This window comes from Mucilaginibacter sp. Bleaf8, from assembly GCF_018390515.1.
GTDB lineage: Bacteria > Bacteroidota > Bacteroidia > Sphingobacteriales > Sphingobacteriaceae > Mucilaginibacter.
Genome location: NZ_JAHBBK010000001.1, coordinates 607,453 through 632,679, shown reverse-complemented (window position 1 = coordinate 632,679; position 25,227 = coordinate 607,453). Strand labels below are relative to the sequence as shown.

Below are 25,227 nucleotides of genomic sequence, written 5' to 3'. Positions count from 1 at the left end.
CTTTTACATCTCTTACATGCTGAAAATCGCTTTTGATCCCATATACGCCCATCCGTTGCCCGAAGGGCATCGCTTTCCGATGCTTAAATATGAACTAATACCCGCACAGTTACTGCATGAAGGTGTTATTAGTCAGGATAATATTTTTTCGCCTGAACCGGTTGACGAAGAAGTGATTTTGTGGACCCACGATCAAAGTTATTGGGAGCAGCTTCGAGATCTGACACTTTCACCTAAAGAACAGCGACGTATAGGCTTTCCGCTAACGGCCCGGTTGGTTGAACGTGAAATTCGGATTGCGCAAGGCACTATAGATGGTTGCCATTATGCTTTTGAGTATGGTATAGCCTTTAACGTGGCTGGCGGTACACACCACGCAGGCAGTAACTGGGGCGAAGGATTTTGTATGCTGAACGATCAGGCAATTGCAGCCAATTACCTGTTGAAACACGGGCTGGCAAAATCGATTCTGATCATTGATTTGGATGTACATCAGGGAAATGGAACTGCGCAAATATTTGAACGGGAGCAAAGCGTATTCACTTTTTCCATGCACGGGGCCAATAATTTTCCTTACCGAAAAGAAAAGTCAGATTTGGATATACCACTGCCGGATGGTATGACCGATACTGAATTTTTGGCCATAGTTGAAGAAACGGTGCCTGGGTTGATTAAACAGCAGCAGCCCGATTTCATCTTTTACTTATCAGGTGTGGATGTATTGGCATCAGACAAATTGGGCAAACTTAACCTGAGTAAAGAAGCCTGCAAAGCCCGCGACCGTTTTGTGTTGCAACAATGCAAGCAGGCAGGCGTGCCGGTGCAGGTAAGCATGGGCGGCGGCTATTCGCCACAAATACGGGATATTGTAGAAGCGCATTGCAACACCTATCGCACGGCGATCGACCTTTATTTTTAATTAGCGGAATTAATCGTCATAACGCAAATAAGCATTGCGCTGATTTTCCTTATTTACAATGTCTTGCAATATCATTTCGGCATGGATGCGTGAGTTTTCAATAAACCACAAATGCGTGTCCATGCCACCAACCACCACGCCGGCAAGGTAAACGCCCGGTAGGTTTGTTTCCATAGTGTTTGCGTTGTAGGTTGGTATGTACTTGCCGTCTTCCGAAAGGCGGATACCTATTTTGCTTAAAAAGTCGAAGTTCGGTTTATACCCGGTCATGGCCATCACATAATCATTGGGTATGGTTACTATGCCATCGGGCGTTTCAATATCTACTTCATATTCACGTATAGCTTTAAGGCTGGAGTTAAAGTAAGCTTTAATAGTGCCTTCCTTAATACGGTTTACAATATCAGGCCGTACCCAATATTTTACCCGCGTACCAATTTCATTACCTCTGACCACCATCGTTACCTCGGCACCCTTACGGTACGTCTCAAGAGCAACATCTACTGACGAATTGCTGGCCCCAACCACTACAACCTTTTGTAAGGTATAGAAATGCGGATCCTGATAGTAGTGCCTTACCTTAGGCAGGTCTTCGCCGGGGATGTCGAGGTTTACACAAATATCATAAAAGCCCGTAGCAACGATAACATACTTGGCCTCGTAAATACCTTTAGTGGTAGCAACGTGGTATTTACCATCCGAACGCGTTACTTCGGTCACTTCCTCAAATAATTTGAGCGGCAGGTTTTGCGATAGCGCTACGCGGCGATAATATTCTAAGGCATCGGCCCGGTTGGGTTTGGGGTGCGTAGTTGCAAAAGGGAAACCGCCTATCTCCAGTTTCTCTGAAGTAGAGAAAAAGGTCATGGTGGTAGGGTAGTTGTATAATGAATTTACCAGCGTTCCCTTTTCGAGTATTACAAAGTTAAACCCTGCTTTTTGCGCTTGCAATGCACAAGCTAAACCGATAGGGCCTCCGCCAATAATGATGATATCCAGCATTCTGATAGTTCGTAGTTTTAATCAGGCCAATACGTCCTGATATTGTTTGTTGCGGGCGAAGGTAACACGTGCAAAGCTACATGATGGTGAAATCTTGATATCATTTTCACGTGCATAATTTACACCGGCTTCAACCAGCTTTTCGCCCATGTGTTGTCCCTGCAATTCGGGGTCAACCTCGGTATGGTAAATATCCATTTGCTTATCGGGCATTATGGTATAGCGCATTTCGCCCAAACGTTTACCATGCTGCTCCAGGTAAAATATACCTTCGTCTCCGTCAATTTCTTGTTTTACCTGCATATGTCAGTGTGCTAATTTGAAAAAATAACATCACAAATGCAGAATTGATTAGCCGGGGCATAACTTTATTACAAAAGCTTAACATAACGATAGTAAAATTAAAATGCAAAATGAAAGAAAAGTATTAAAGGAGGCTTGGGTGAGGAGTTAACCTAAAAAAGAGAAAATAAAAATGGGTAAGCTACTCTTATCGCACCGCTCAACTCTCTACCCTTGCTGCGTTCCCACCCTGGGGGAGTTCAAGAGGAGCTGGTCGTAAAAGACTTACCCGTCACAAAGATAGAAAAAAGTTGAAGTGTGTGTAAACAAATGTTAAACAAATAACTAAAGTACTGATAAGCAATAAGAAAAATTATTAGGCTAAGTGATTTAACAATCACTTAGCCTTGTTTTAACCAACATTATCGTGAGTACAGTAAGCCTAAACATCTACCGAAATGCAATTTCGTCGTGGATTTTCCATCTGTCTTGCTTATTCAAGCTATCTTTTTCCAGTACAAATAATCGATTCACTGTGAATTTATCCTGGTAAGTTTGGGATTTAAAAAGAGGCCATACTTTATAAAAACTATCTATCGGTATAGTTTTCAGGATGGTGAGGTGGGGTGTAAATGGTTGATTACCGACTTTCAACTTCTTTTTCAGGCCACTAAACCAGTTATCCGTTTGATAGGTTGGCTTAATAGCCGCGTAAATTGTCATGGTTTCATCCTTATGCGTAAAAAACTGAAAACCATCAACATGTAAAATAATGGCTGGAGTACCAACTACGCCATGCCTGATCGTTTCCATAAACGGCTTGATGAAGTAGGGTTTCTGGCGATATAAGTGCATAACAGAAATGTGCGCTGTAGCATTCATTCCCGGATAGCTCCCAATCACGTTGCCGGCAAATTGCTTGTATTGGGCGATCTTTTCTTTAATATGTTCATTAGGCGGGAGCAGAAACAGGTAATCGGCATAATTCATATAAACGAAAATGCTAATAATATTAGTAATTGTCAATCTGTTTTTTGATTTTTGTTAGGCTATGCTAAAAAGATATATCGTACATATCGACCTCGATTCCTTCTTTGTATCCGTTGAGCGGAAGTTCAATCCTTCGCTAATTGGTAAGCCGGTAATTATTGGCGGCTCTGAAGACAGAGGCGTTGTTGCTTCATGTAGTTATGAGGCACGCAAGTTTGGCGTACACTCAGCTATGCCTACCCGCCAGGCGCTCCGGCTTTGCCCGCAGGCTATTGTAATACGCGGTACGCATGGTCGTTACTCACAGGCATCCCGGGAGGTAACGCAAATAATCCATGACGCAGTTCCCTTATACCAGAAAACGTCAGTCGACGAGTTTTATATTGACTTAACCGGTATGGACCGCTATTATGATCCCTACCAGATGGCTACTGATCTGCGCCAGCGCATTACGCATGAAACCGGCTTGCCTATTTCGTTTGGTATGGCATCATGTAAAACGGTTGCTAAAATGGCTACCAACCAGGCAAAGCCCAACGGGCAGCTGTTTGTGAAGCATGGAACTGAAAAGGAATTTATGGCACCATTCAATATCAGTAAAATTCCTATGCTGGGCGAAAAGGCTTGCGAAAAGTTATACCAATACGGCATTGAGAAAATTGCAGATCTGCAAAAGGTGAACGTGCGTTTTTTAGAAAGCTTGTTCGGTAAATCCGGAAAACACATTTTGGAAAAAGCAAATGGTATTGACGATAGCGAGATTATCCCACACAGTGAACGTAAATCCATTTCAACTGAACATACATTCGGTACGGATACAGCCGATCGACGCACACTTGAAACAATATTGGTTTCGATGACCGAGGAGCTGGCTTTTAAACTACGTAGCGAAAACAAGCTCGCTTCCTGCCTGGCAATAAAAATTCGCTATGCCAACTTTGAAACGCACACGCTGCAAGAAAAGATTTCTTTTACATCTGCTGAGCACATTCTCATCCCCGGCATCAAAAACTTACTTAAACGGGCCTGGAACCAGCACCGGCCAATAAGGCTGATTGGTGTAAAGCTGAGCCAATTGTGCTCGGGCAGTTACCAGATCAATTTATTTGAGGACAACGAAGAGCAGATAAAGCTTTACAAGGCAATGGATGCCATTAACTTTAAATATGGTAATAAAACGGTATGCCGTGCTGCCGGTATGGAAATAAACCAGCGAAATTTTAATCCCTTTTTTAATAAGTAGGTATACCTTAAAGATTATAAATTTTATCTATAGTTAAAACATTGTTGTGGTAAGGCGGTTGGTTGTGTAAAAGCATTTAGAAACAATGGCTTTTCATATTTGAAGATACAAAGGTGATATGCTGTAATATAAGTAATAGCTTGTCATTCATAATTGCCGATGATAAATAATTAATTAAGCAACTATTTAAAATCAAATTAACCAATTAAGTTATGTTTTATCACGACAAGAAACTACAGTACGAGGTACGTGTAGAGAAACCAAACCCGGCGTTTGCAAAACTATTACAACAAGCTATCGGTGGTATTGAAGGCGAAATCAGAGTTTGCTTGCAGTACCTGTTCCAGGCATGGGGATCACGCGGTCCAAACAAATATCGTGACATGCTATTGGATACCGGTACCGAAGAAATTTCACACATTGAAATGTTAAGTACTGCAGTTGCACTGAACCTGGAAGGTGCAACTATGGAGCTGAAAGATAAAATAGCTGGTGAGAATCCTATTGTAGGTAGCATTTTAGGCGGTATGGATCCTCGCCATGTGCTTTCATCGGGCTTATCGGCCATGGCTGTTGATGCAAACGGTGTTCCATTCAATGGATCATGGGTAGTAGGTACCGGTAACATTGCAGCGGATATGTACTGTAACGTAAATGCCGAATCAAGCGGCCGTGTACTGGCCACTCGTTTATGGGAGCTTACTGATGATCCGGGCATGAAAGACATGCTGGCATTTTTGATAGCCCGCGATACCATGCACCAAAACCAGTGGTTGGCCGTGCTTGAAGATTTAGGCGGCGTGAAAAACAACCTGCCAATTCCAAATACTTTCCCTGAAAGCCAGCAGGTAAATGAATTTGCCTACTCATTTGTAACCACCAACATTGAAGGTTTAGAAATACCTGAAGCACGTTGGGCAAGCGGTCCGTCAATTGATGGAAAAGGGGAGTTTAAATATGTAAAAGCACAGCCTTTGGGACAAGAGCCTCAACTGGCCCCGCCAGATCCGCAAGGTCATGCTCAAGCCGAGCAAATGACCGGTGGTATGGATAAAGGTATCATTGAAAACATTAAAGATACCATTTTACCATAAGGCCTGTAATAAAAAGCCGGCTGTCTTAATCGGGCAGCCGGCTTTTTTGTTGATATATAATTTCGAGAAGAAATACCAATCAGTGTTAAATCTGTAAAAGTCTTTTTTTAAACTTTTAGTTTAATGAGGGGTTGTATATATCTGACATACTGCATTAAAATTTATATGACTGCTTCAAAATACTTTACCGACTCACCTTTGTGTAAAAAAACAATTGTTATTGCTGGTGCTACCAGTGGTATAGGACGGGCTACCGCGCTGGAGTTTGCCCGGCATGGTGCCAAGCTGGTGCTGGCTGCACGCCAAAAAGACGTGCTGGACGAGATGGTTGATTTGTGCGACCGTTTGGGTGGTAAGGCTGTTGCTGTGGTAACTGATGTAACAGATGCCGAGGCAGTAAAGAAGTTAGCTAAAGATGCCTGTATTTTTGGTGGCAGCCTGGATGTGTGGGTCAACATTGCTGGTATCGGCGCATTAGGTGAATTTGAAACTGTGCCCATTGAGGTGCATGAGCAGGTTATTCGAACCAATTTAATGGGATATATCAATGGCGCACATGCCGCAATACCGCATTTCAAAAAGCAAAAGCATGGTATTATCATCAATATGAATTCTGTTGGCGGCTGGGTAGCATTTCCGTACGGGGTTTCATACACAGCCAGTAAATTTGGCCTGCGTGGTTACTCCGAAGCTTTGCGTGCAGAGTTAATTGATTGTCCGGATATTCATATCTGTGATGTGTTTCCCGGATTTGTTGATACGCCAGGGCCGAGTCATGCAGCTAACTATACTGGTAAGTTACTGAAGCCCGCACCACCGGTAGTGCCAACCTATAAGGTAGCCCATACTATAGTATCATTAGCTCAAAACCCAAAAGGGGCTGTTACGCTTGGCAGCGCTGCTTATTTAGCCAAATTTGGCCAGTGGCTATCGCCGAAGCTTACACGTTGGGCCGCAACCAAGTTTATGCGAACGTATCTAAAAAATGCCGAGCCTGCACCTGTTACCAACGGAAGTATTTTTGAGCCTACTGGCAGCCATAATCAAATATCGGGCGGGTATACCAATAAAAAGGTGACTAACAAAAATGTTGCTCGGGCTGCTGGCGTAATAGGTATTGTAGCAGGTACGGCGTTAGTACTCCGTAAGTTGCTTAAATAGCTTTTAAGGTTGATAGCAACGCATGAGCAGAATAGGTTGGTGTAAAGGTGACTGTTTAGTTGTCAACTAGCTTGCGGGCAAAAAGAACGGATTGATTTCGACATCTGATATAATATATATTGTAGAACTGCGCATACTAACGATTACTAATATATCGTCAGTATGTGCAGTTTCATTTTTGCATATATTGTCTTTAGCAAAGCATGTAGGCAATTTGTTTAGCGCTTCATTAACATTTAATAAGCTTACAGCCTTTAGTGATTCAATAGATAACCTGTGCCTGGCTACAATTGATGCGCAAAGAATTAATGAGATAATTGCATGGCCACAGAAAATTTACTTCCATTGCCTTCCTTACTTTCAAAGTAAATTTTGCCGCCTTGTAGCTCAGTAAATTCTCGGCACAACGTTAATCCCAGACCGGTACCTTTTTCTTGAGCGGTGCCGAACGTTGATTTTGCGTTCAGTGAAAAAATGGAGTCGAATTTATCTTTGGGTATGCCAATGCCGCTATCTGTAACCGATATAACACAGCAGTCAGATTCACAGTCGGCCTGCAGCCTGATGCTGCCGCCGCGATGTGTAAACTTGATTGCATTAGTCAACAGGTTTCTTATTACCAGTTGCAGCATATCTCGGTCGGCCAGCACGATAATACCTTCGTCGATATTGATGATTAAATCAATGCCTTTTTCTGCGGTTACATTCTTTAGCGATGATATTACAGGTAACAACGTTTGCAAGAGCGGCAGTTCCAGCAAATTTACCTTCAGGCTTTCCATCTGGCCCTTCGCCCAGGAGAGCAGATTAGCCAGCATAAGTGATGCGTCTTTAGTTTTGTGTAATAAACTGTTCTCAATTTCTTTACGTTCCGCATCTTCCAGCTCATAAGCTGATAGTAGTTCGAGGTAACCTTGTATAGAGGCTAACGGTTCCTTAAGGTCATGAGCTAAAACAGATAGCAGCTTGTTCTTTGTTGTATTCGTAATCTCAAGCGTAGCCGCTCTTAACGATAATTCTTTGCGCTGCTCGTTGTAAGATTTGCGGATATAGGATGCAACCAGCAGCGTGAATGCAGCAATTATAACGTACGACAATGCAAAGTCGAAAAAGCGGCTTTCACGGTCTTGGTAAGTTACCGTGATCCAACTCGGGTAAATGTACTCGAGGCCAATAAGCGAAAGCATCAGAATGATGTTTACAGGCAGCCATATCCAGTATTGCTTTTCGGGTATAATGGTTACAGTAACCAGAAATGAAAGCAGGAATATGGTAAATGTAGGGCCATTGATACCTGAATTAAAATAGTAATTGAACGCCAGTGCAAATTGCACGAATATCTGAAAGGCAATTATTGAGGCATTTAGTTTACGCTTAACTTTTGATACGTAAAAAAATGCACCGGCAATGAATACTACCGCTGATAATAGAACTACCAGCTCTGATATGCCCATCAAATAAGAAGAAACAACGTTTACGCCTATGCCTGCAATAAGTAAAATACAAACGGCGTGAAAAATTCTGGCTTCCAGAGAGTATTCAGTTTTTGAACCAATAAGTTTTGTCCAAAAGAAAATCAGGCGCATATCTGCCGGTTAGTGATCAATTAGTATGCGGTCAAAAGTAAGTAGGGTATGTCGGTTTATGAAAATAAGTTTCAAATATTATTTATACAGCAACTGCTGTTAGGCATAGCCTTTTTATCAAAAAGGCAAGTCTTTGAATAAAAGACTTGCCTTACGGTACAAATTAATATAGCGTTTACTTATTCGCCGAAGAAAAAATTAATTCCAGCCGCCGCCTAATGCATGGTAGATATTGACCATTGCATTCATTTGTTGCATTTTGGTTTCAATCAATTCAAATTTTGATTCCAGTGCGTCGCGTTGTGTCATCAGCACTTCCATATAATCGGCCCGGGCCGATCTAAACAGGTCGTTAGAAATGTCAATGGACTGGGTAAGTGCCCGTACCTGTTTCGATTTAAGATCGTAACTCTTCTCCAGGTTATCAATTTTAGCTAACTGGTTGGCTACTTCAATGTAAGCATTCAAAACCGTACGCTCATAATTATAAACGGCTTGTATTTGCTTTGCATTAGCACCGTAGTATGCTGCCTTAATCGCATTTTTATTTACCAACGGAGCTACCAAATCGCCACCCAATGAGTACAGGAGCGATTCCGGAGTTCTCACCAGGTAAGATGGGTTAAATGCTTGGTAGCCAATAGATGCCGAAATACCTAACGAGGGATAAAATTGTGCTTTAGCCACTTTTACGTCCAGTTTAGCTGCGGCTAAATCCAGCTCAGCCTGCTTGATGTCAGGGCGATTAGCCAGCAGTTGGGCGGGTATACCCGCATGTACTGATGCAGGTACGAGTTTGCCAAAGCTGTCATCGTTACGGGGAATAGGTTGCGGATAGCGGCCAAGCAAAAAATTAATTCTGTTCTCAGTTTCGGTGATATTTTGCTGGATGCTGTACTGCATGCTTTTGGTTTTTAACACCTCTGCTTCAAATTTGCGTACGGCCAGCTCGGTAACACGCGTAGCTTGTTTTTGCAGTTTAACTATCTCCAGTGCGTTGCTCTGAATAGCAATGTTTTGTTTTACGATAGCCAGCTGGTTGTCTAAAGCCAGTAGCTCGTAATAGGAATTAGCTATTTCGGCAATCAGATTGGTAATCACAAAGTTTTTCCCTTCAACGGATGAAAGGTATCGGGTTACTGCAGCCTTTTTAGCGTTGTGTAACTTATGCCATATGTCTACCTCCCAGTTGGCGCTGGCTGTCAGCAAATAGTCGGGCAGGGGATCGGGCATTTCTTTGCCGGGCTTAATTTCGATGTTTTTCTCAAGTGCGCCAATGTTGGTGTAGCGGGCTACCTTATCAATACCTGCACCGGCTTTTACACTTACAAACGGTAAGTACTCACCTTTGCGTGCCCTTATTTCGTTTTGGGCTATTTCAATCTCGTGTAAGGTAATATTCAGCTCCTGGTTATTTTTTAAAGCTGTGTCTATCAAATTAGCCAAATCAGGATCGGTGAAGTAGTCCTTCCATTTTACCTGTGCTGTGTTGGTCGTATCCTGCGAGTTATTGAAACTCGCAGGTACTGTTTTATTTTCGTTTCTGCCTACCAGTGCAGGAATTTTACAAGCGGCAAAGGATAAGGTTATACAACCTATGCCAATGTACTTATTTATGCTGTTTTTAAACATTATGTTCTACTTCTTCTGTTAACGGATTTTCTTCTTCATCTCTGATAAGCTTGCGTTTCTCGGCTATTTTACCAAAAATGTAATACAGGCCCGGGATGATAATTACCCCGAAAATGGTACCGATCAACATACCGCCTGCCGATGCCGAACCGATTGTACGGTTACCAATAGCACCTGGGCCAGTGGCAAATACCAACGGAATCAAACCGGCAATAAAGGCAAATGAGGTCATCAAAATGGGGCGGAAACGTGTTCGGGCACCTTCAATGGCTGCAGTAAGCAGCTGTTCGCCCGCGCGGTGTTTCTGAACTGCAAACTCAACAATAAGCACCGCATTTTTACCCAGCAAACCAATCAGCATCACCATACCTACCTGTGCGTAAATATTGTTTTCGAGGCCCATTACTTTTACCAATAAAAATGCGCCGAAAATACCGGCAGGGAGGGAGAGAATAACGGCAAGGGGCAGTACAAAGCTTTCGTATTGTGCGGCCAAAATCATGTACACGAATGCCAGACAGATAATGAAGATAACCGCAGCTTCGTTACCGCGGCCCTCTTCGTCTTTTGACATACCGCCCCAGTCAATACCATATCCTCTTGGCAGCGTTTTTTGTGCTACTTCCTTAATGGCTTCAAGGGCCTCGCCACTACTGTATCCTGGAGCCGGCGAACCTTTGATAGACGAGGAGGTGAACATATTGTAACGGGTAATCTCATTCAGCCCATAGTATTTCTCCATTTTTACAAAGTCGGAGATTGGAACCATATCGCCGCTTTCGTTTTTTACATACAGCTTTAGTACGTCTTTAGGCTCGGCACGATATTCAGGACCGGCCTGTACCATTACTTTGTATAAACGGCCGTAACGAATAAAGCTGGTTTCGTAGTTACTACCAAGCAGCGTTGAAAGGGTAGTCATCACGTTAGATATGGTAACGCCTTTCTGCATGGCAATATCATTATCAATCTTGATCATATATTGCGGATAGCTGGCGCTGTAAAAGCTGAACAGAGCAGTGAGTTCTTTACGTTTGCTCAGGGCGTTCACAAAATCTTTGTTAATAGCCTCAAACTTTTTGTAGTTACCGTCGCCGGTTTTATCCAGCAAACGCAAGTCGAAACCGCCTGCGGCACCGTAACCAGGTACAGCCGGTGGTTGGAAAAATTCAACAGTAGCGCCGGGAATGTCCTTGGCTTTTTCTTCCAGCTCACGGATTATCTCCTCCGCCGATTGTTTGCGCTCGGTCCAGTCTTTCAGGTTTATCAAACACGTACCTGCATTGGAACCTGTCCCTTCGGTAAGCACCTCGTAACCTGCCAACGCCGATACCGATTGTATGCCTTCCACATGCTCGGCAATCTTTTGCAATCTTTCTGAAATCTCATTGGTTCTTTCCAATGATGAGCCTGGCGGCGCTTGTATAACCGCGTAGATCATGCCCTGATCTTCGTTCGGAATAAAGCCCGTAGGCGTAGTGCTGCTTAGTAACCAGGTGCCGGCACAAAAAGCGATCAGCATACCCCAGGTTACAATCCTGCGGTTAACAATGGAACGCAGCAAACCGGTATAACGGCCCGTCAGCTTTTCGAACCCGCGGTTAAAACTATCCAGAAAACGAGTGACAACAGTTTGCTTTTTAGGCTTGCCATGATTGTTTTTCAGAATGATTGCACAAAGCGCTGGTGTAAGCGTTAGCGCTACCACACCCGAAAGAATAATGGCGGTAACCATGGTAATAGAAAACTGCCTGTAAAATACACCCACCGGACCCGACATGAATGCCACCGGAATAAATACCGCCGCCATAATGAAGGTAATGGCAATGATAGCTCCGCTGATTTCGTGAACAACGCTTTTGGTAGCCATGTATGGCGACAAGTGATCTTCTTCCATCTTGGCATGCACGGCCTCAATTACCACAATGGCATTATCCACCACAATACCAATGGCCAGTACCAGCGCAAACAAGGTAATAAGGTTAAGCGTAAGCCCGAAAAGCTGCATAAAGATGAATGTACCGATCAATGAAACCGGTACTGCTAGTGCCGGTATCAAGGTAGAGCGCCAGTCGCCCAGGAACAGGAACACCACAATACCTACCAGTATAAAGGCTTCAACTAAAGTGTGCAACACTTTTTCGATTGAGGCATCCAGGAATTTAGATACGTCGTAGCTGATCTCATAATCCATACCGGGAGGGAAGGAGGTTTTCTTGATTTCTTCCAGCTTGGCCTTCACTTCTTCAATTACCTGACTGGCATTACTGCCATACTGCTGTTTCAGTGTGATAGCTGCTGACGGTTTGCCGTTGAGGTTAGAATAAATATCATAAAACAAGCTACCGAATTCAATATCAGCTACATCTTTTAGCCGGAGCAATTCACCGTTTTTGTTAGACCGGAGAATAATTTTTTCATACTCTTCTTTGGTGCTAAACCTGCCAGAGTATTTCAACGTGTACTCGAAAGCCTGAGAACGCTTACCGGAGCTTTCGCCCGTTTTACCCGGCGATGCCTCCAAGCTCTGCTCGCCCAAAGCCTTCATCACCTCTTCGGCCGAAATTTTGTAGGCCAGCATGCGGTCAGGTTTCAGCCATATACGCATAGAGTATTCGCGGGTACCCAGTATACGTGCGTTACCCACACCCCTTAAGCGTCTTACTTCGGGTAATACGTTGATGTCGGCATAGTTGTATAAAAAGCGTTCATCAGTGTTTTTATCCTTGCTGTATAAGTTCACATACATCAGCATCGCCGGCTGCTCCAAACTGGTTAGCAAGCCTTCGCGTATTACCAGTGGCGGCAACTTATTTACTACCGATGCAATGCGGTTTTGCACGTTAACAGCGGCCTGATTGGGATCGGTACCCAAATCAAATATAATTTGGATGTTGGCCTCACCGGTGTTGGTTGCATCCGAGGTCATGTACTTCATGCCCGGAACACCATTGATAGCTCTTTCAAGCGGGATAATAACGGTTTTAACCAGCAATTCACCGTTGGCACCAGGATACTCGGCCGTTACCTTTACGGTTGGCGGCGATATAGCCGGGAATTGTGTAATCGGAAGCTGTGTTATGCCCAATATCCCCAGAAAAACGATCATCAGGGATATGATGATAGAAAGGACAGGCCTTTTAATGAAATTACTAAACATTTACATTATTTTAAATATCCTTAAACTATTCTGCTTTTAATCTCAGGTGAGAAATTACTTCTTTAGGCTCCTCATAATCGTAAGTGATTTTATCGTTATCTCTTACTTTCTGTACACCTTCAAGCAATATCTTCTCATCGGCGGATAGGCCATTGCTTATCACGTACAGGTCTGGCATTTCGGCACCGATGGTTATTTCTCTTGATTTAACCACGTTGTTTTTGTCCACAACAAAAACATACTTTTTATCCTGAATTTCATAAGTGGCTTTTTGCGGAATGATGATGGCATCTTTCAGTGCAACAGACATTAGCACCTTGCCGGTTTCTCCATGGCGCAATAAGCGGTCGGGGTTAGGGAACTTGGCCCGGAAAGCGATGTTGCCGGTTTCATTGTTAAACTCACTCTCGATGGTTTCAACAACGCCCGGCGATTTGAACACCTCATTGTTGGCCATTAACAGGTTTACGTTTACCTTGCCCTTGCTTTTAACACTTTCCTCATAGCTCAGGTATTCCGGTTCAGAAACGTTGAAGTAAGCAAACATCTGGCTGTTGTCGCTCAGGCTGGTTAGCAGTTCACCTTCATCAACCAAGCTGCCTAACTTTAAGGGCAGGCGGTCAATGATACCGTCAAAGGGCGCTCTTATGTCCGTAAAGCCAACATGAACCTTAGCCAGTGCCAGTTCTGCTTTTGCTTTATTTAATTTGGCATTGGCCATAGCCAGTTCATTTTTAGATACTACGTTCCGTTCGGCAAGAGGCTTGGTGTTTTGTACCTCAATAGCAGCTACCTCGGCTTCGGCCTGTGCTTTTTGCATTTCGGCTTCATAAACTTTGGGCATAATTTTAAACAGGAGCTGCCCTGCTTTTACAAACTGGCCTTCATCTACAAAAATCTTTTGCAGGTAGCCTCTTTCCTGTGCCCTGATCTCAATGTTGCGTACAGAACGTATTTGTGATACGTACTCTTTGGTAACAGAGGTGTCCATTTTTACCGGACTCGTAACAGAAAACTTGGTAGTTTCTTCTTTTTCTGCTTGTTTGGACTTGCAGCTTGTATAGCACACAATGGCGCACAAGCTCATAAACATGAGGAGTTTCTTCATAGTGATTTGCGTTTAAGCAATAAGAAATGAGTGAATTAATTATTGATGGGTTAGAATAATTCAACAGACGTGCACACGCCCTCAGCTGGTGCTGTTAAGGCAGGCATAAATAAAATGCAGGATTAGTTTGCCGACCATAGTAATAGGCCCTGCTGCTTTAGATCATATTCTGATCACACGAAGGATAATAATTCGTTGTAGGGAGCGAAGGGAGAAATGCTTAGCAGGAAGTAAGCACTTTTGTGCAAAGATGAATAAGTACCCGGGGAAGGCCTTAAAGCTTTGGAAAGAGGCAATAAAGATATTGCCCGTATGTTGTTTTTTTAGTGAGCTTGCTTCGTCATCCTCGTCATCACTATCAGTAGTGCAAACTTTATAGGCTCGCTTTTTTGATGCCGATGGAGCGGATTTATAAATCAGACGAGAGCTATTGAGTGCGGAACTCAACTTCGCTGCATCGGATTTTTTTACGGTTTGTGGTTGTTGGGAATAAGACGAATAGGAACTATGAATCTGCTGGGCCTGGGCACGCATTAAGCCTTGCCCACTCAACAGAAGTATACATAACGAAAGAAAAAATCTAATAAAGCCTTTCATCCCTGCGCCAAAATTATAATAATTTAATTATGGCGATTATATAAAAATTGTAAAATAATGGCTATAGTGATACAAATAATGTTTTTTGGCGAATTAGCTTTTCTGCTTACGCAGGTATTTGGTAAGTATCACAATTAGCTGCCCGTCTATTTTGCCCTCAACCTGGTCTGTATTATCAGCCACCAAGCGAATGTTTTTAACAACGGTGCCCATCTTTGCATTTAGCGAACTACCTTTTACGTCCAGCGAGCGGGTTAGTACTACGGTGTCTCCATTTTGCAACTCGGCACCCAAACTGTCTTTATGAACTTCGGCAGGTGCGCTATCTATATCATCTAATCCGGCTTTTGCCCAGTTAAGCGTTTCGTCATCCATGTAAAGCATATCTAAACTGTCGGCCGCCCACGTTTCATTTTTCAGAACAGAAAGTACGCGCCAGGCCATTACCTGTACGGCTGGTATTTCGCTCCACATGGTTTCCGTTAAAAAGCGCCAGTACTGGCTGTTGGTCTGTGTTCCTTTTTGCAATTCACTGAGGCAGCTTGCGCATATTAGAATCTCGTTATCCTGATGGTTTTCGGGTTTTACGGTATAAACAGAAAGTTCTCCGGCTAATTTGCACAATTCGCAACAATTGTTGCTTCGCTCATTCAATGACTGCATAAAATTTAATAAGGCGCAAATGTACACCTTTCAATAAATCTTATGGTAAGAAATGTTAAGTAGGTAAGGCTGCTCACCATAATTCCCATTCATTTGCCCAGAAGAGTCAGCAAAGCAAGTATAATATGTCTTTCAAAATGATGATATGAAATTTTTTCTGCCTGATTATCAATAATGAGTGTGCGTTTATTAATATTTATTTAATAAATAAGGGCAATATTTCTACTTTTGTCCCCGGAGAGTTGGCAGAGTGGTCGATTGCGGCAGTCTTGAAAACTGTTGACTGTAACAGGTCCTGGGGTTCGAATCCCTAACTCTCCGCTAAAGCAAAAAGGCGCTGTATAATTTACAGCGCCTTTTTTGTTATAAGCCGATATCTCATATCTCTACTTAGTGCTAATTATAAATCACAAATAGGAGAGGTTACCACGTGGCTAATCGCTTTTATCCCCGCACGGGCTATGCTATCCAAAAAAGGGTGTTTTGATTAACGGATCACCATAGCAAGCCATATTAGCTCAAGGCAGTGTAGAAGCATAGCAATTGGATAAAGTAACATTCAATAGTTTTTATATAGTAGTGTAGTATAGCTGGGAAATAATAGCCCATTGTTAATCAAGTATATAGGTATTCTAAAATTTAAAATTTTTACAAATTATTCTAAATTAAGTCCGTCCATCAATATAATTTTTCTGAAAAACTTTTAGATATTAAAAATTACGCTACCTTTGTGCCCACAAACGGAGGTATCATAGCTCAGTTGGTAGAGCAAAGGACTGAAAATCCTTGTGTCGCTGGTTCGATTCCAGCTGATACCACAGTCAAAATAAAAAGCCACTTTATTCTTAAAGTGGCTTTTTTGTTGTCTATATTTTCGGAGGCAAGGGAGGCCAATCAGCTGTGTCAATACACTGTATTCACCTAAAATAGGTACATTCATTGCCAATAACAAAAGTCATCAGGATGATTCAGCGCGAGAAAGAAAACTGGTTTAGAATGCTGTTTGTTTGGCGGGGCTCCGTGCTACCCCAGGTACTACCGCAGCTGCTTATACTATTGGTTATTTCTATAGCTATCGTTTACTTAAAAGGAACTTTATTTAGTTATAAGGTACCGCTCAACCCGGCTCCGTTTACGCTTTTTGGCATTGCACTGGCCTTGTTTTTAGGCTTTCGCAATAATGCCAGTTATGATCGCTTTTGGGAAGGGCGGCGACTATGGGGAGCGTTGTTGAACACAACCCGATCGTTGGCACGGCAGGCACTAACTTTAACAACGTACGAGGCAAAAAGCAGAGAACTTGATGATTTTATCCAATATCTGATTGCTTTTACCTATGCATTAAAACACCAGCTTAGATATACAGATGCGCAGGCTGATATGGAAAAGCATTTGCCATTAACTTTGGCTAACCGCCTAAAGCAAGTAAAATACAAGCCTATTATTTTGATACGAGAAATGGGACGGTGGTTGCAGGCCGCTAAGGCAGATAATAAAATAGATACCATCGTGCAAGCCGCTTTCGACGGTAATTTGAACGAGCTTTCGAACATTGTGGGTGGATGTGAACGTATAGCTTCTACACCTATACCCTATACCTACCGCGTACTACTGCATCGTACCGTGTACCTATATTGCTTTTTGCTGCCCTTCGGTTTTGTGGATAGCTTAGGCTGGTTCACGCCGCTGATTGTAATTTTTATTGCCTATACGTTTGTAGCACTTGAAGCGATTGCAGATGAGATAGAGGAGCCGTTTGGAACAGCTCCAAACGACCTAGCATTAAATGGAATGAGCCACATGATCGAGGCAACACTCCTGGAGATGGCAGACAAGCCGAAGCCCGAATCGCTATCACATAAACCATATTTGTTAGATTAAGTCAGCGCCGATCATTTTTGCAGAAATTCTTTTCCATAGACTTTATGCATTCTGGAAATCATCTAAAAAGGTTAATTTTGCCTCTATGCTAAAAAGTTTTTCTGCCGAGGTTGAAGGTGTAAGTTTCGATTTTAATACAATGAATATTCAACGCCCACAGCTATTCCAGGTTTATGTAGATCATGATGGGCAGAAAGTGCGCTTTCACATGCAGATCAATAATGAAGGTGTATTCCGTATAGCATTAAAAGAAGCCTGCCCCGAACCTTATAGGCATTTGGAATCTTTATTAAGCGCTACAATTCTCCAGCACGCACAAGAAGCCGAGCAAGCCTAATTGCTATAAGCTACCTAGGAGAGAGGTCTATTAAGAAAAGCTAATTCAGCGCTTTAACCATCCAAATATCGCAGGCAAAGTGCCCGGAGTTGCCCAGCGGGGCGGTTAAATGCTGAAAGCCCATCTTTCTATAAAGAGAGATAGCGCCCGAAAGTTCGGGCATACTTTCCAGGTATACGTATTTAAACCCAAGTTGTGCGGCTTTAATAAAACATTGCTGGATAAGTGCTTTGCCAATTCCTAAACCACGTGTTTGGGGAAGCAAATACAGTTTCACCATTTCGCAATATCCCTCAGGAAGGCCATCAGTAGGATAGATACCTGCACCGCCAACAATAACTCCGTTCATTTCCACCACCCAGTAAGCCGATTGAGGCTGCTTAAATAAAGAATACAGATCGTCGGTTGTAGGGTCTGTGTACACAGTTCCCGGTTTGTTTACACCAAATTCCGAAAGTACGGTACGAATAACCGAAGCAATGATTTTATTATCTCTTTCTTCAACCGGGCGAATGGTATAATTTGTCATTAAGTAGGTACGTGCTTTTGTATCGGCGCTAAAATAATGATATTACTCATTATTCAAATTCAACAACGCTTTTTAGCCTATAGTACTAGCCAGCAAACAATATCTTATCAAATCTTAAATGCCTGTTGCTTTCTATTTTAAAAAAGTAAATGGTAGCATATTCTCCTTCACTCACATAATTTCCCTGCTCATCAGTGCCGCCAGGGTAAGTTACGCTTAGTTGAAGCGTCTCAGTAGCTTTATCATAGTTCGCAACCATCGAAAAATTTTCCTTGCCCGAGGTAATCATTGGCGTAGTGTACTCTCCTTTTTTGAAAAGGAGTTCGCTCTTTACTTTGAGTATACTTTTTACAAAAGCATTGGTAAACAACTTTTTGTAATGCTTTTCAAAATCCGCTTCAGTAAAAGTGTTAGGGAAGGTTTCCGGTCTTTTCGCTTCATCCACATTCTCATAAACAGCCTCCCATATTTGGGTGGTGTCGGTATTTACCGGAAAGCTGAAGTAGGTTTTGATTTTGCTAACATCATTCTGATAAACAGCCGTCCGGAAGTTTTTAAAATCATCAAGCCAGGTTTTAACTTCATTGTATTGGTCTGCAGGCGATAGTGTAGTTGCGTTTTGCTGAGTACTTTTTTCGTTGGTAGCAGCTTGCTTGGATTTACTATTGCAAGCACATAATAATAGTAGCCACACTGTGCAGCAAGCACCGGTTTTTAACAGGTTGAGGTTTTTCATTGATGAGTAAGATGTGATAATAATGATTGTCTAAAACTGCATCCGATTAAACAGATTCAGCAATTAAATTAGCTAAACTTCTTACCTCAACAAATTCATCTGCAATATGTTGGGTGTTTACATGCGAATCGGTACAAATTAGCTTTTTAATATGTCCGCAACTTTTAAGCTTTTCAATACCATCATTCACAAACAACCCGTGGGTGGTGATTACGTATATGTCGGCAGCGCCTGCCTCGCTATAGGTTTTAGCCGCATTGATGATACTGCCGCCAGAACGGATCATGTCGTCATAGATTATCACCTTTTTACCGGCTACATCCGCATTAATGGCGGTAACTTCGGTATGGTCGCCCTTTAAACGGCGTTTCAGTATAAAAGCAGCATTAACGCCCATGTCATTCGCTAATGATTCTACCCACTTAGCCCGGCCAGCATCGGTACTGGCCATTACAAAGTTGTCGCCCCCATAATGTTTTGCGGCTTCAATTACGATGTCTTTGCAGTATACGTGTACAGGGTACAGTTCCTGTTCAAAATAATATTGCGTGCCTTCGGAGTGCAGGTCAAATAAGTATATTTTATTGCCTTTGTGACTGCGAGGAATAGCCGAAAGCAAACGGGCCCTGGTTTTAGCGGTAACCACTTCACGGGGTAAAACCGCACGTTCCATCGTTGAATAACCGTAATAAGGTACCACGAGCGTCAGGGAGTTAGCCCCGTAGCTCACTAATGATGAAGCCAGATCGAACAGTTCCAATGTGGCCTGATCGCTTACTGTACCACCAAGTAGCACAACATCGCGCCCTTCCACAACAGAAACAATACGTTGGTAACGCTCGCCATCGGTAAAATAACTTATTTCCAACTCGCCTTTTTCGTAATTACCTGCCGCCAGTACTCTATCGGCTAAGTACTCATATTCTTTAATGCAAAAAAGTATCTTCTTCATAGCAATCTTCTTAAATGTTATTTGCGTTTAGCTTCACTTCGTCAAAAGTAAAGTTCCTTAGGATGTGGCCATTTTCAAACACAGTATGTAACTCATCGGCCACATGTGGTAGCTCATCCTGATTAACTGTTTTGTAGTGACCGTCAATTTTAACTAATTTTAACCGGCCTGACTTACTTTTTTTAAAGCTTTCAACAATCTGTCCGTTCGCATCAATTTCTGTAGGGCTTTTTATAACGTTTACTTCGTTACCATTAATAACTGCAGCACTGCATTTTAAAGCAAACTTTTGGGTATCACGATCAACTTTTTGCAGCAAGGCACCACCCATACCCAGCACAAGGTTTTCTGCACCTATACCGTTGGTTTTTAAAGCATAGTACAAACCGATAATAGCTTCGTAGTTTACACCATCGCCCTGAATTACTCTTAATTGTGGTGGCAACACTTTAAAGCCTTTGCTGTTTACTGTATAGCCAAATTTATCAAACAATATCTCGAAAATGGCGAGCAACGTCATCACCGGATCACCACTATCTGGCCGTATTACGAGTGTGCCCTGGCGGTTTAAAATTTCGTTCTTTAATTCTTCGCCCCAGTATTCAGAACAGGCTTTGAAAATATTATAACTGTCAGATACGCAGGCAACTGTTCCGGTGGGGAAACTTCTTAATACGTGCCTGAAAATTTCCAGTTCGCCTTCGCGGCCGAGTAATGTGCAAATGCTATGTTCGGTTGCAGGGATGCTCAGGCCATATACTTTTTGCGCGTCATAATATTGCATAGCCATGCGTGAGCCGGCCAGATTATCGCTTCCGCTAAAGTTAACCAGGTGGGCTGCACCACCTAAACCGGCGCTTTCCATACTGCTTACACCTCGATAACCAAAATCGTTCAGCACAAAATCAATTCCTGCTTCGGCACCCTCGGTGGCAGTTTCATGGTAGTACTGATAAACCACTTTTTTGATCTGGCTACTTAAGGTTGCAACGGTACAAGGATACCAGATCTGCATCAGCAGGGTTTCCAAAAAATTGGTTAGCCAGTAACATTCGGGATCCGTGTTTTCAATCGTCATGAGCACATTACCATTCGGTACGGACGTGCCTTCGGCAACAGCTTTGATCCTCACAGGAAGGTAGCCCTCATACTTATCCAGTATGTACTGAAATCTACTTTTATCAAACACATCGTTACGACCAAAAACCTGCTGTAAAAAGCCGTCTGCCTCATCAAGATCAGCCTGTGTAAAAGCCGGGCCTTGCAGGTATGCTTTCAGGTAATACTGTAAACCGAAAAACATTGTTTCATTAAACAGGCCGCCCCGGCTTTCCAGGTAGCTGTAAATTTGAGTTGTACCCGGATAGTATAATTTGTGGTGTGCATATTTATAGGCATCAGCCAACAGTACAAAGTTTTCTCTTTTCATGGCTAGTATTATTTAAGGTATTTGTTAATCAAAGAATTTAGCAACGCCGTATGCTCTGGGCTGGTTAAGCCATCAGCAATCATTTGAGGCAAATGCTGTAGGTCAAACCATTGTAAATCTGCAATATCATCCTGTGCAATTGGTTCGCCGGTTTCATAATCGCAACTGAAAAGAAGCGTAATAATCTTGTCAGCTTCGTTACGGTAGCGCCAATCGTTAACATGGGCAGATGTTTCATAAACCATGCAACTAGTTTTCAATAAGCCACACTCTTCTGTAAGTTCGCGCATGGCCGCATGTTCAAAGCTCTCATCTTCGGGGTCGGCAAAACCACCAATTAGCCGCCATTTGTTGTTTATGGATTTTTTGCCGAGTAATATCTCGGTTTTATTATGACGAAATACAGCTACATCAACAGTCGGGTAAACTTTGGTGTATTGGTTATGATAGGCATACAATATTCCGGCCCTGAAATCTTTCGAATCGAAAACTTTGTCAGCATACTGTTCGCGCAGTTGCGTGGCATTGTAATCACCGTGGCTGGGTAGCTCTACTGTTTGCAATTTGCCGGAGTAGTAGGGGATAAAGCTATCACGACTGCCATACAGCCAAAATTCTTCATTAGGGAATACGCTTGTAAGCAAATTGTCCAGATTTTCAGACCATGCCTTGTCACTGGGATGATCACTCACAGGCAATACAATAACATCCGGATAGTCTTTCTTAAGCATCCGCTCGCGAGTATAGTAATCATACGGATTTTTTCTACTGCCCTTTATCGGGCTTACACCCAATAAAATAATGAGCTTAGTATGTTTGGTACTTACCTGTTCAATCAGTTTTTGATGACCCTCATGCAGGTATGGTGTTTGGAAACGAGCTATAATTACTGCGGTTGTCATATGTATTTGCGTTTTATATACGCAAATATAGTTAAGCGTAATTAATACGCAAATTATTTTTTACTTTTTTTCTAAATCTCGAAAGTTATGCCTTCTTTCTTCAACTGAAAGTACTTGACCTCGTTGAAGCGGTAAAGGTTGCCTGGGCGACCAGCGCCTGTCAAAGCTTGTTTTTCAGTTGTTTCCTCCAAAAAGCCAAACCTGGTGATTTTCTTTTTGAAGTTGCGGCGATCAATAGGGCGGTCTAATACAGCCATGTAAAGCTTCTCTAATTCAGAAAATGGAAACTTTTCATCCAGTAATTCAAAGCCTACGGGCTCATACTGCATTTTACCTTTTAAGCGGGTATGGGCTACTGTAATAATTTCTTTATGATCAAACGCCAGTGGGGGCAGGTGTTTAATGTTGAACCAGGCAACATCACTTGCGTCGGTAGCTGCGTGTATGTCAAAAGCATCGGGCTTTACCAAACCGTAGTAAGTAATTGATATAACACGATTACGCGGATCGCGGTTTGGGTTACCAAAGCTGTATAGCTGTTCCAGATAGTTGATACTTACGCCGGTTTCTTCCTTAAGCTCACGCTGAACAGCTTCCTCCAGTGTTTCATCATCGTTAACCAACCCTCCGGGCAAAGCCCACGTATTTTGAAAGGGATCAATTTTGCGTTTGATGAGCAGTACTGATAAGCCTTCTTTAGATGTATAGCCAAATACAACTGCATCTACGGCTACTTTGATGTTTTGATTAACTGGCATAAAGCAAAATTATAAATAAGCAGTTAGCACGCTATAATTGTTTAAACAAAGAAGGGCGTACTAAATTATAGTACGCCCTTCTTTATTAATTATAAATACTTTATGGTGTTATTTTACACTAATTGCAAAGCCACCACCAGGTGCCACCTGCTGTTTTAAAACAGTTTTGGATGTCACTTTCATTTTACGGATGGTATAGCTTTGCGGGTTTTTGTCAAAGCTGGCATCTTTGCCATCGGCATAAATAGTAGCTTCATAAGTTTTGCCTTTTGGCAAATAATTAAACTTGATGGTTGCTACCCGGGCATTCTCATCGGTTATACTACCCACATACCACTCATTTTTGCCTTTAGCTTTACGGGCAATAGAAATGTAATCGCCTGGCTCGGCTTCCAACACATAGCTATCGTCCCAATCTACCGCAACATCTTTAATAAACTGAAATGCGTCCGAAAACTTTTCATAGGTTTCAGGCAAATCGGCAGCCATTTGCAGCGGGCTGTACATGGTTACATACAGGGCAAGCTGCTTGGTAAGCGTTGTGTGAACGAATGAGTTGTTTGCCGGATTATAGGCACTGATGCGGGTTTGGAATATGCCTGGGGTATAGTCCATCGGGCCACCTATTAAACGCGTGAACGGCAATATGGTAGTATGGTCTGGCGTATTGCCACCAAATGATTCATACTCAGTACCACGGGCTGCTTCATTGCCAATCAGGTTTGGATACGTACGCGCCAGGCCGGTAGGGCGAATAGCTTCGTGCGCATTAACCATAATTTTATAGTCGCCTGCTTTTTTAATAGCATACATATAATGGTTAACCAGCCACTGACCATAGTGGTGTTCGCCACGTGGAATGATCTGACCAACATAGCCGCTTTTTACAGCGTTGTAGCCATTCTCAACCATAAATTTGTATGCCGTATCCAAATGGCGCTCATAGTTACGTACTGATCCTGATGTTTCATGGTGCATAATAATTTTTACACCTTTTGATGCCGCGTAACGGTGCAGTTCTTTGACGTCAAAATCAGGATACGGAGTCACAAAGTCAAAAACATAATCTTTGGTTTTGCCAAACCAGTCTTCCCAGCCCTGGTTCCAGCCTTCAACCAGTACAGCATCGAAACCGTTTTTGGCAGCAAAGTCGATATACTTCTTCACGTTTTCGGTAGTTGCGCCGTGTTTGCCGTTCGGTTTAACTTTAGTATAATCAGTTACACCTAACTGTACGCTTTCTAAATCTGTATAGGCCCAAGTACTTTTACCGGTAATCATTTCCCACCATACACCTACGTATTTTACAGGTTTAATCCATGATACGTCTTTATATTTGGTCGGCTCGTTCAAGTTGTATACCAGTTTCGACATCAGTACATCGCCAGCTTTATCGCTTACGATAACGGTGCGCCAAGGCGACTGTGTAGGAGCCTGCATGTAACCTTTATCGCCAATGGCATCTGGTGTCAGGAATGATTCCAAAGTGTAATTCTTGTCATCCAGGTTTAATGACATGCAAGAGTAATCAACCAGTGCAGCCTCATGAATGTTAATGTACAAACCATCCTGGCTCTTCATCATCAATGGGGTTTGCAAACCGGTAGGCGAAAAGGTAGTCTGACTCACGTTAGGCGTAACTGCCGATTTCATTTTACCGCGAACTTCTGATAACTTAGAGGTAACGGTTTCGTACTCTTGAGTATCAAAATCGCCAGGCAACCAGAAAGCTTTATGATCGTCGGCCAGGGCAAACTGTGTATGCTCTTCTTTGATAATAAAATAGTTAAGGTTGGGTTGTGAAGGGAATTCATAACGGAAACCCAAACCATCGTTAAACACGCGGAAACGGATGCGGATAAAACGGTCTTTAACCGCTTTTTGGGTTAAGGTTACCAGCAACTCGTTATAATGGTTGCGAATAGATTTTTGTTCGCCCCAAACCGGATTCCAGGTTTCATCAAAATTACTGGTTTCTGTTTTGCTGACAGTAAAGCCGTCCATAAAGGGTGGAACGTCTTTGGTTTCCAGACCCAGTTTGCTGGTTTTAATAACCGGCTTTTTTTTGTACGATAGTTTGTACGTGGGCACGCCGTTGGCCTGTAGCTCAAATGTCAGCGTCAGGTTCTTGTCCGGCGATGTGATGGACTGTGCTTTTACCACCACTGCACACAGGGTTACCAGCAGCATGGTAAATAAAGATTTGCGCATAGAATGTAATAATTGGTTAATTGATTTTTCTTTGGAATACAAAGCTGCTGATATA

The 25,227-nt window shown here is 42.7% G+C and carries 21 protein-coding genes, 2 tRNA genes and 1 other RNA gene; 8 read left to right on the top strand and 16 right to left on the bottom strand.

The genetic code is table 11. The features are described from left to right. The first annotated feature begins 16 nt into the window (after window positions 1-16). A complete protein-coding gene (locus tag KHS38_RS02675) occupies window positions 17-919 on the top strand; it encodes a histone deacetylase family protein (RefSeq protein ID WP_213486793.1) in 903 nt (300 codons plus the stop codon). Window positions 920-928: 9 nt separating this feature from the next. Here KHS38_RS02675 and KHS38_RS02670 read toward each other — a convergent pair whose 3' ends face one another. The 4 genes from KHS38_RS02670 to KHS38_RS02655 all read right to left on the bottom strand — a co-directional run bounded on the left by KHS38_RS02670 (window position 929) and on the right by KHS38_RS02655 (window position 3,193). Continuing rightward, the gene (locus tag KHS38_RS02670) at window positions 929-1,921 is read right to left on the bottom strand and encodes a YpdA family putative bacillithiol disulfide reductase (protein ID WP_213486788.1); all 993 of its coding nucleotides are present in this window, start codon (window positions 1,919-1,921) and stop codon (window positions 929-931) included. A 21-nt stretch (window positions 1,922-1,942) separates the two neighbouring features. Then, a complete protein-coding gene (locus tag KHS38_RS02665; RefSeq protein ID WP_213486786.1) occupies window positions 1,943-2,224 on the bottom strand; it encodes a GNAT family N-acetyltransferase in 282 nt (93 codons plus the stop codon). A gap of 171 nt (window positions 2,225-2,395) precedes the next feature. Next, window positions 2,396-2,494, bottom strand: an RNA gene (gene ffs, locus KHS38_RS02660) — signal recognition particle sRNA small type. Window positions 2,495-2,653: 159 nt separating this feature from the next. After that, window positions 2,654-3,193: a 2'-5' RNA ligase family protein gene (locus tag KHS38_RS02655; protein WP_213486784.1), complete on the bottom strand. Its 540-nt coding sequence runs from the start codon at window positions 3,191-3,193 to the stop codon at window positions 2,654-2,656. 61 nt (window positions 3,194-3,254) lie between these two features. On the opposite strand from KHS38_RS02655, the gene dinB reads away from it, so the two are divergent. The 3 genes from dinB to KHS38_RS02640 all read left to right on the top strand — a co-directional run bounded on the left by dinB (window position 3,255) and on the right by KHS38_RS02640 (window position 6,691). Beyond that, window positions 3,255-4,436 carry a DNA polymerase IV gene (dinB, locus tag KHS38_RS02650; protein WP_213486783.1) on the top strand — a complete coding sequence of 394 codons (1,182 nt, stop codon included), beginning with the start codon at window positions 3,255-3,257 and terminating at the stop codon, window positions 4,434-4,436. 212 nt (window positions 4,437-4,648) lie between these two features. Further along, on the top strand, window positions 4,649-5,530 hold the full coding sequence (locus KHS38_RS02645) for a manganese catalase family protein (protein WP_213486780.1): 882 nt from the start codon (window positions 4,649-4,651) through the stop codon (window positions 5,528-5,530). A 165-nt stretch (window positions 5,531-5,695) separates the two neighbouring features. Further along, window positions 5,696-6,691, top strand: a complete 996-nt coding sequence (locus KHS38_RS02640) for an SDR family oxidoreductase (RefSeq protein WP_213486779.1) — start codon at window positions 5,696-5,698, stop codon at window positions 6,689-6,691. A 305-nt stretch (window positions 6,692-6,996) separates the two neighbouring features. Here KHS38_RS02640 and KHS38_RS02635 read toward each other — a convergent pair whose 3' ends face one another. The 5 genes from KHS38_RS02635 to KHS38_RS02615 all read right to left on the bottom strand — a co-directional run bounded on the left by KHS38_RS02635 (window position 6,997) and on the right by KHS38_RS02615 (window position 15,437). Next, window positions 6,997-8,277 (bottom strand): ATP-binding protein, encoded by a 1,281-nt coding sequence (locus tag KHS38_RS02635; protein WP_213486778.1) that lies wholly within the window; start codon window positions 8,275-8,277, stop codon window positions 6,997-6,999. Between the two features lie 198 nt (window positions 8,278-8,475). Next, the gene (locus tag KHS38_RS02630; protein ID WP_213486776.1) at window positions 8,476-9,909 is read right to left on the bottom strand and encodes a TolC family protein; all 1,434 of its coding nucleotides are present in this window, start codon (window positions 9,907-9,909) and stop codon (window positions 8,476-8,478) included. Beyond that, window positions 9,902-13,069, bottom strand: coding sequence for an efflux RND transporter permease subunit (locus tag KHS38_RS02625; RefSeq protein ID WP_213486774.1), 3,168 nt, complete (start codon window positions 13,067-13,069; stop codon window positions 9,902-9,904). Before KHS38_RS02625 ends, KHS38_RS02630 begins: the two co-directional genes overlap by 8 nt. Before the next feature lie 25 nt (window positions 13,070-13,094). Beyond that, a complete protein-coding gene (locus KHS38_RS02620; RefSeq protein ID WP_213486772.1) occupies window positions 13,095-14,177 on the bottom strand; it encodes an efflux RND transporter periplasmic adaptor subunit in 1,083 nt (360 codons plus the stop codon). A 690-nt stretch (window positions 14,178-14,867) separates the two neighbouring features. Next, window positions 14,868-15,437, bottom strand: coding sequence for a PhnA domain-containing protein (locus tag KHS38_RS02615; protein WP_213486770.1), 570 nt, complete (start codon window positions 15,435-15,437; stop codon window positions 14,868-14,870). Between the two features lie 236 nt (window positions 15,438-15,673). Between KHS38_RS02615 and KHS38_RS02610 the strand changes: the two genes are divergently transcribed. The 4 genes from KHS38_RS02610 to KHS38_RS02595 all read left to right on the top strand — a co-directional run bounded on the left by KHS38_RS02610 (window position 15,674) and on the right by KHS38_RS02595 (window position 17,655). Continuing rightward, window positions 15,674-15,758: transfer RNA gene (locus KHS38_RS02610), tRNA-Ser, on the top strand. A gap of 424 nt (window positions 15,759-16,182) precedes the next feature. Continuing rightward, window positions 16,183-16,255: transfer RNA gene (locus tag KHS38_RS02605), tRNA-Phe, on the top strand. Between the two features lie 145 nt (window positions 16,256-16,400). After that, window positions 16,401-17,318 carry a bestrophin family protein gene (locus KHS38_RS02600; RefSeq protein WP_213486768.1) on the top strand — a complete coding sequence of 306 codons (918 nt, stop codon included), beginning with the start codon at window positions 16,401-16,403 and terminating at the stop codon, window positions 17,316-17,318. An 85-nt stretch (window positions 17,319-17,403) separates the two neighbouring features. Further along, window positions 17,404-17,655 carry a hypothetical protein gene (locus tag KHS38_RS02595; protein ID WP_213486767.1) on the top strand — a complete coding sequence of 84 codons (252 nt, stop codon included), beginning with the start codon at window positions 17,404-17,406 and terminating at the stop codon, window positions 17,653-17,655. 40 nt (window positions 17,656-17,695) lie between these two features. Here KHS38_RS02595 and KHS38_RS02590 read toward each other — a convergent pair whose 3' ends face one another. From KHS38_RS02590 to KHS38_RS02560, 7 genes are all read right to left on the bottom strand, one after another. After that, entirely contained in the window at window positions 17,696-18,184 is a 489-nt protein-coding gene (locus tag KHS38_RS02590) for a GNAT family N-acetyltransferase (protein ID WP_213486765.1), read from the bottom strand. A gap of 85 nt (window positions 18,185-18,269) precedes the next feature. Beyond that, complete coding sequence (locus KHS38_RS02585; protein ID WP_213486763.1) at window positions 18,270-18,920, bottom strand: hypothetical protein; 651 nt, start codon at window positions 18,918-18,920, stop codon at window positions 18,270-18,272. A 46-nt stretch (window positions 18,921-18,966) separates the two neighbouring features. Continuing rightward, window positions 18,967-19,872: a ribose-phosphate diphosphokinase gene (locus KHS38_RS02580; protein WP_213486761.1), complete on the bottom strand. Its 906-nt coding sequence runs from the start codon at window positions 19,870-19,872 to the stop codon at window positions 18,967-18,969. A gap of 10 nt (window positions 19,873-19,882) precedes the next feature. After that, window positions 19,883-21,301, bottom strand: coding sequence for a nicotinate phosphoribosyltransferase (locus KHS38_RS02575; RefSeq protein ID WP_213486759.1), 1,419 nt, complete (start codon window positions 21,299-21,301; stop codon window positions 19,883-19,885). Window positions 21,302-21,309: 8 nt separating this feature from the next. After that, window positions 21,310-22,203, bottom strand: coding sequence for an NUDIX domain-containing protein (locus KHS38_RS02570; RefSeq protein ID WP_213486757.1), 894 nt, complete (start codon window positions 22,201-22,203; stop codon window positions 21,310-21,312). A gap of 71 nt (window positions 22,204-22,274) precedes the next feature. Beyond that, entirely contained in the window at window positions 22,275-22,961 is a 687-nt protein-coding gene (locus tag KHS38_RS02565) for an NUDIX hydrolase (protein ID WP_213486755.1), read from the bottom strand. A 108-nt stretch (window positions 22,962-23,069) separates the two neighbouring features. Next, window positions 23,070-25,172 carry a glycoside hydrolase family 97 protein gene (locus KHS38_RS02560; RefSeq protein WP_213486753.1) on the bottom strand — a complete coding sequence of 701 codons (2,103 nt, stop codon included), beginning with the start codon at window positions 25,170-25,172 and terminating at the stop codon, window positions 23,070-23,072. Window positions 25,173-25,227 lie beyond the last annotated feature (55 nt).

Bases quoted from the DNA above. Each gene is read 5' to 3' on its own strand.
- KHS38_RS02675 (WP_213486793.1), top strand. From the start codon at position 17: ATGCTGAAAATCGCTTTTGATCCCATATACGCCCATCCGTTGCCCGAA.
- KHS38_RS02670 (WP_213486788.1), bottom strand. From the start codon at position 1,921: ATGCTGGATATCATCATTATTGGCGGAGGCCCTATCGGTTTAGCTTGT.
- KHS38_RS02665 (WP_213486786.1), bottom strand. From the start codon at position 2,224: ATGCAGGTAAAACAAGAAATTGACGGAGACGAAGGTATATTTTACCTG.
- KHS38_RS02655 (WP_213486784.1), bottom strand. From the start codon at position 3,193: ATGAATTATGCCGATTACCTGTTTCTGCTCCCGCCTAATGAACATATT.
- dinB (WP_213486783.1), top strand. From the start codon at position 3,255: ATGCTAAAAAGATATATCGTACATATCGACCTCGATTCCTTCTTTGTA.
- KHS38_RS02645 (WP_213486780.1), top strand. From the start codon at position 4,649: ATGTTTTATCACGACAAGAAACTACAGTACGAGGTACGTGTAGAGAAA.
- KHS38_RS02640 (WP_213486779.1), top strand. From the start codon at position 5,696: ATGACTGCTTCAAAATACTTTACCGACTCACCTTTGTGTAAAAAAACA.
- KHS38_RS02635 (WP_213486778.1), bottom strand. From the start codon at position 8,277: ATGCGCCTGATTTTCTTTTGGACAAAACTTATTGGTTCAAAAACTGAA.
- KHS38_RS02630 (WP_213486776.1), bottom strand. From the start codon at position 9,909: ATGTTTAAAAACAGCATAAATAAGTACATTGGCATAGGTTGTATAACC.
- KHS38_RS02625 (WP_213486774.1), bottom strand. From the start codon at position 13,069: ATGTTTAGTAATTTCATTAAAAGGCCTGTCCTTTCTATCATCATATCC.
- KHS38_RS02620 (WP_213486772.1), bottom strand. From the start codon at position 14,177: ATGAAGAAACTCCTCATGTTTATGAGCTTGTGCGCCATTGTGTGCTAT.
- KHS38_RS02615 (WP_213486770.1), bottom strand. From the start codon at position 15,437: ATGCAGTCATTGAATGAGCGAAGCAACAATTGTTGCGAATTGTGCAAA.
- KHS38_RS02600 (WP_213486768.1), top strand. From the start codon at position 16,401: ATGATTCAGCGCGAGAAAGAAAACTGGTTTAGAATGCTGTTTGTTTGG.
- KHS38_RS02595 (WP_213486767.1), top strand. From the start codon at position 17,404: ATGCTAAAAAGTTTTTCTGCCGAGGTTGAAGGTGTAAGTTTCGATTTT.
- KHS38_RS02590 (WP_213486765.1), bottom strand. From the start codon at position 18,184: ATGACAAATTATACCATTCGCCCGGTTGAAGAAAGAGATAATAAAATC.
- KHS38_RS02585 (WP_213486763.1), bottom strand. From the start codon at position 18,920: ATGAAAAACCTCAACCTGTTAAAAACCGGTGCTTGCTGCACAGTGTGG.
- KHS38_RS02580 (WP_213486761.1), bottom strand. From the start codon at position 19,872: ATGAAGAAGATACTTTTTTGCATTAAAGAATATGAGTACTTAGCCGAT.
- KHS38_RS02575 (WP_213486759.1), bottom strand. From the start codon at position 21,301: ATGAAAAGAGAAAACTTTGTACTGTTGGCTGATGCCTATAAATATGCA.
- KHS38_RS02570 (WP_213486757.1), bottom strand. From the start codon at position 22,203: ATGACAACCGCAGTAATTATAGCTCGTTTCCAAACACCATACCTGCAT.
- KHS38_RS02565 (WP_213486755.1), bottom strand. From the start codon at position 22,961: ATGCCAGTTAATCAAAACATCAAAGTAGCCGTAGATGCAGTTGTATTT.
- KHS38_RS02560 (WP_213486753.1), bottom strand. From the start codon at position 25,172: ATGCGCAAATCTTTATTTACCATGCTGCTGGTAACCCTGTGTGCAGTG.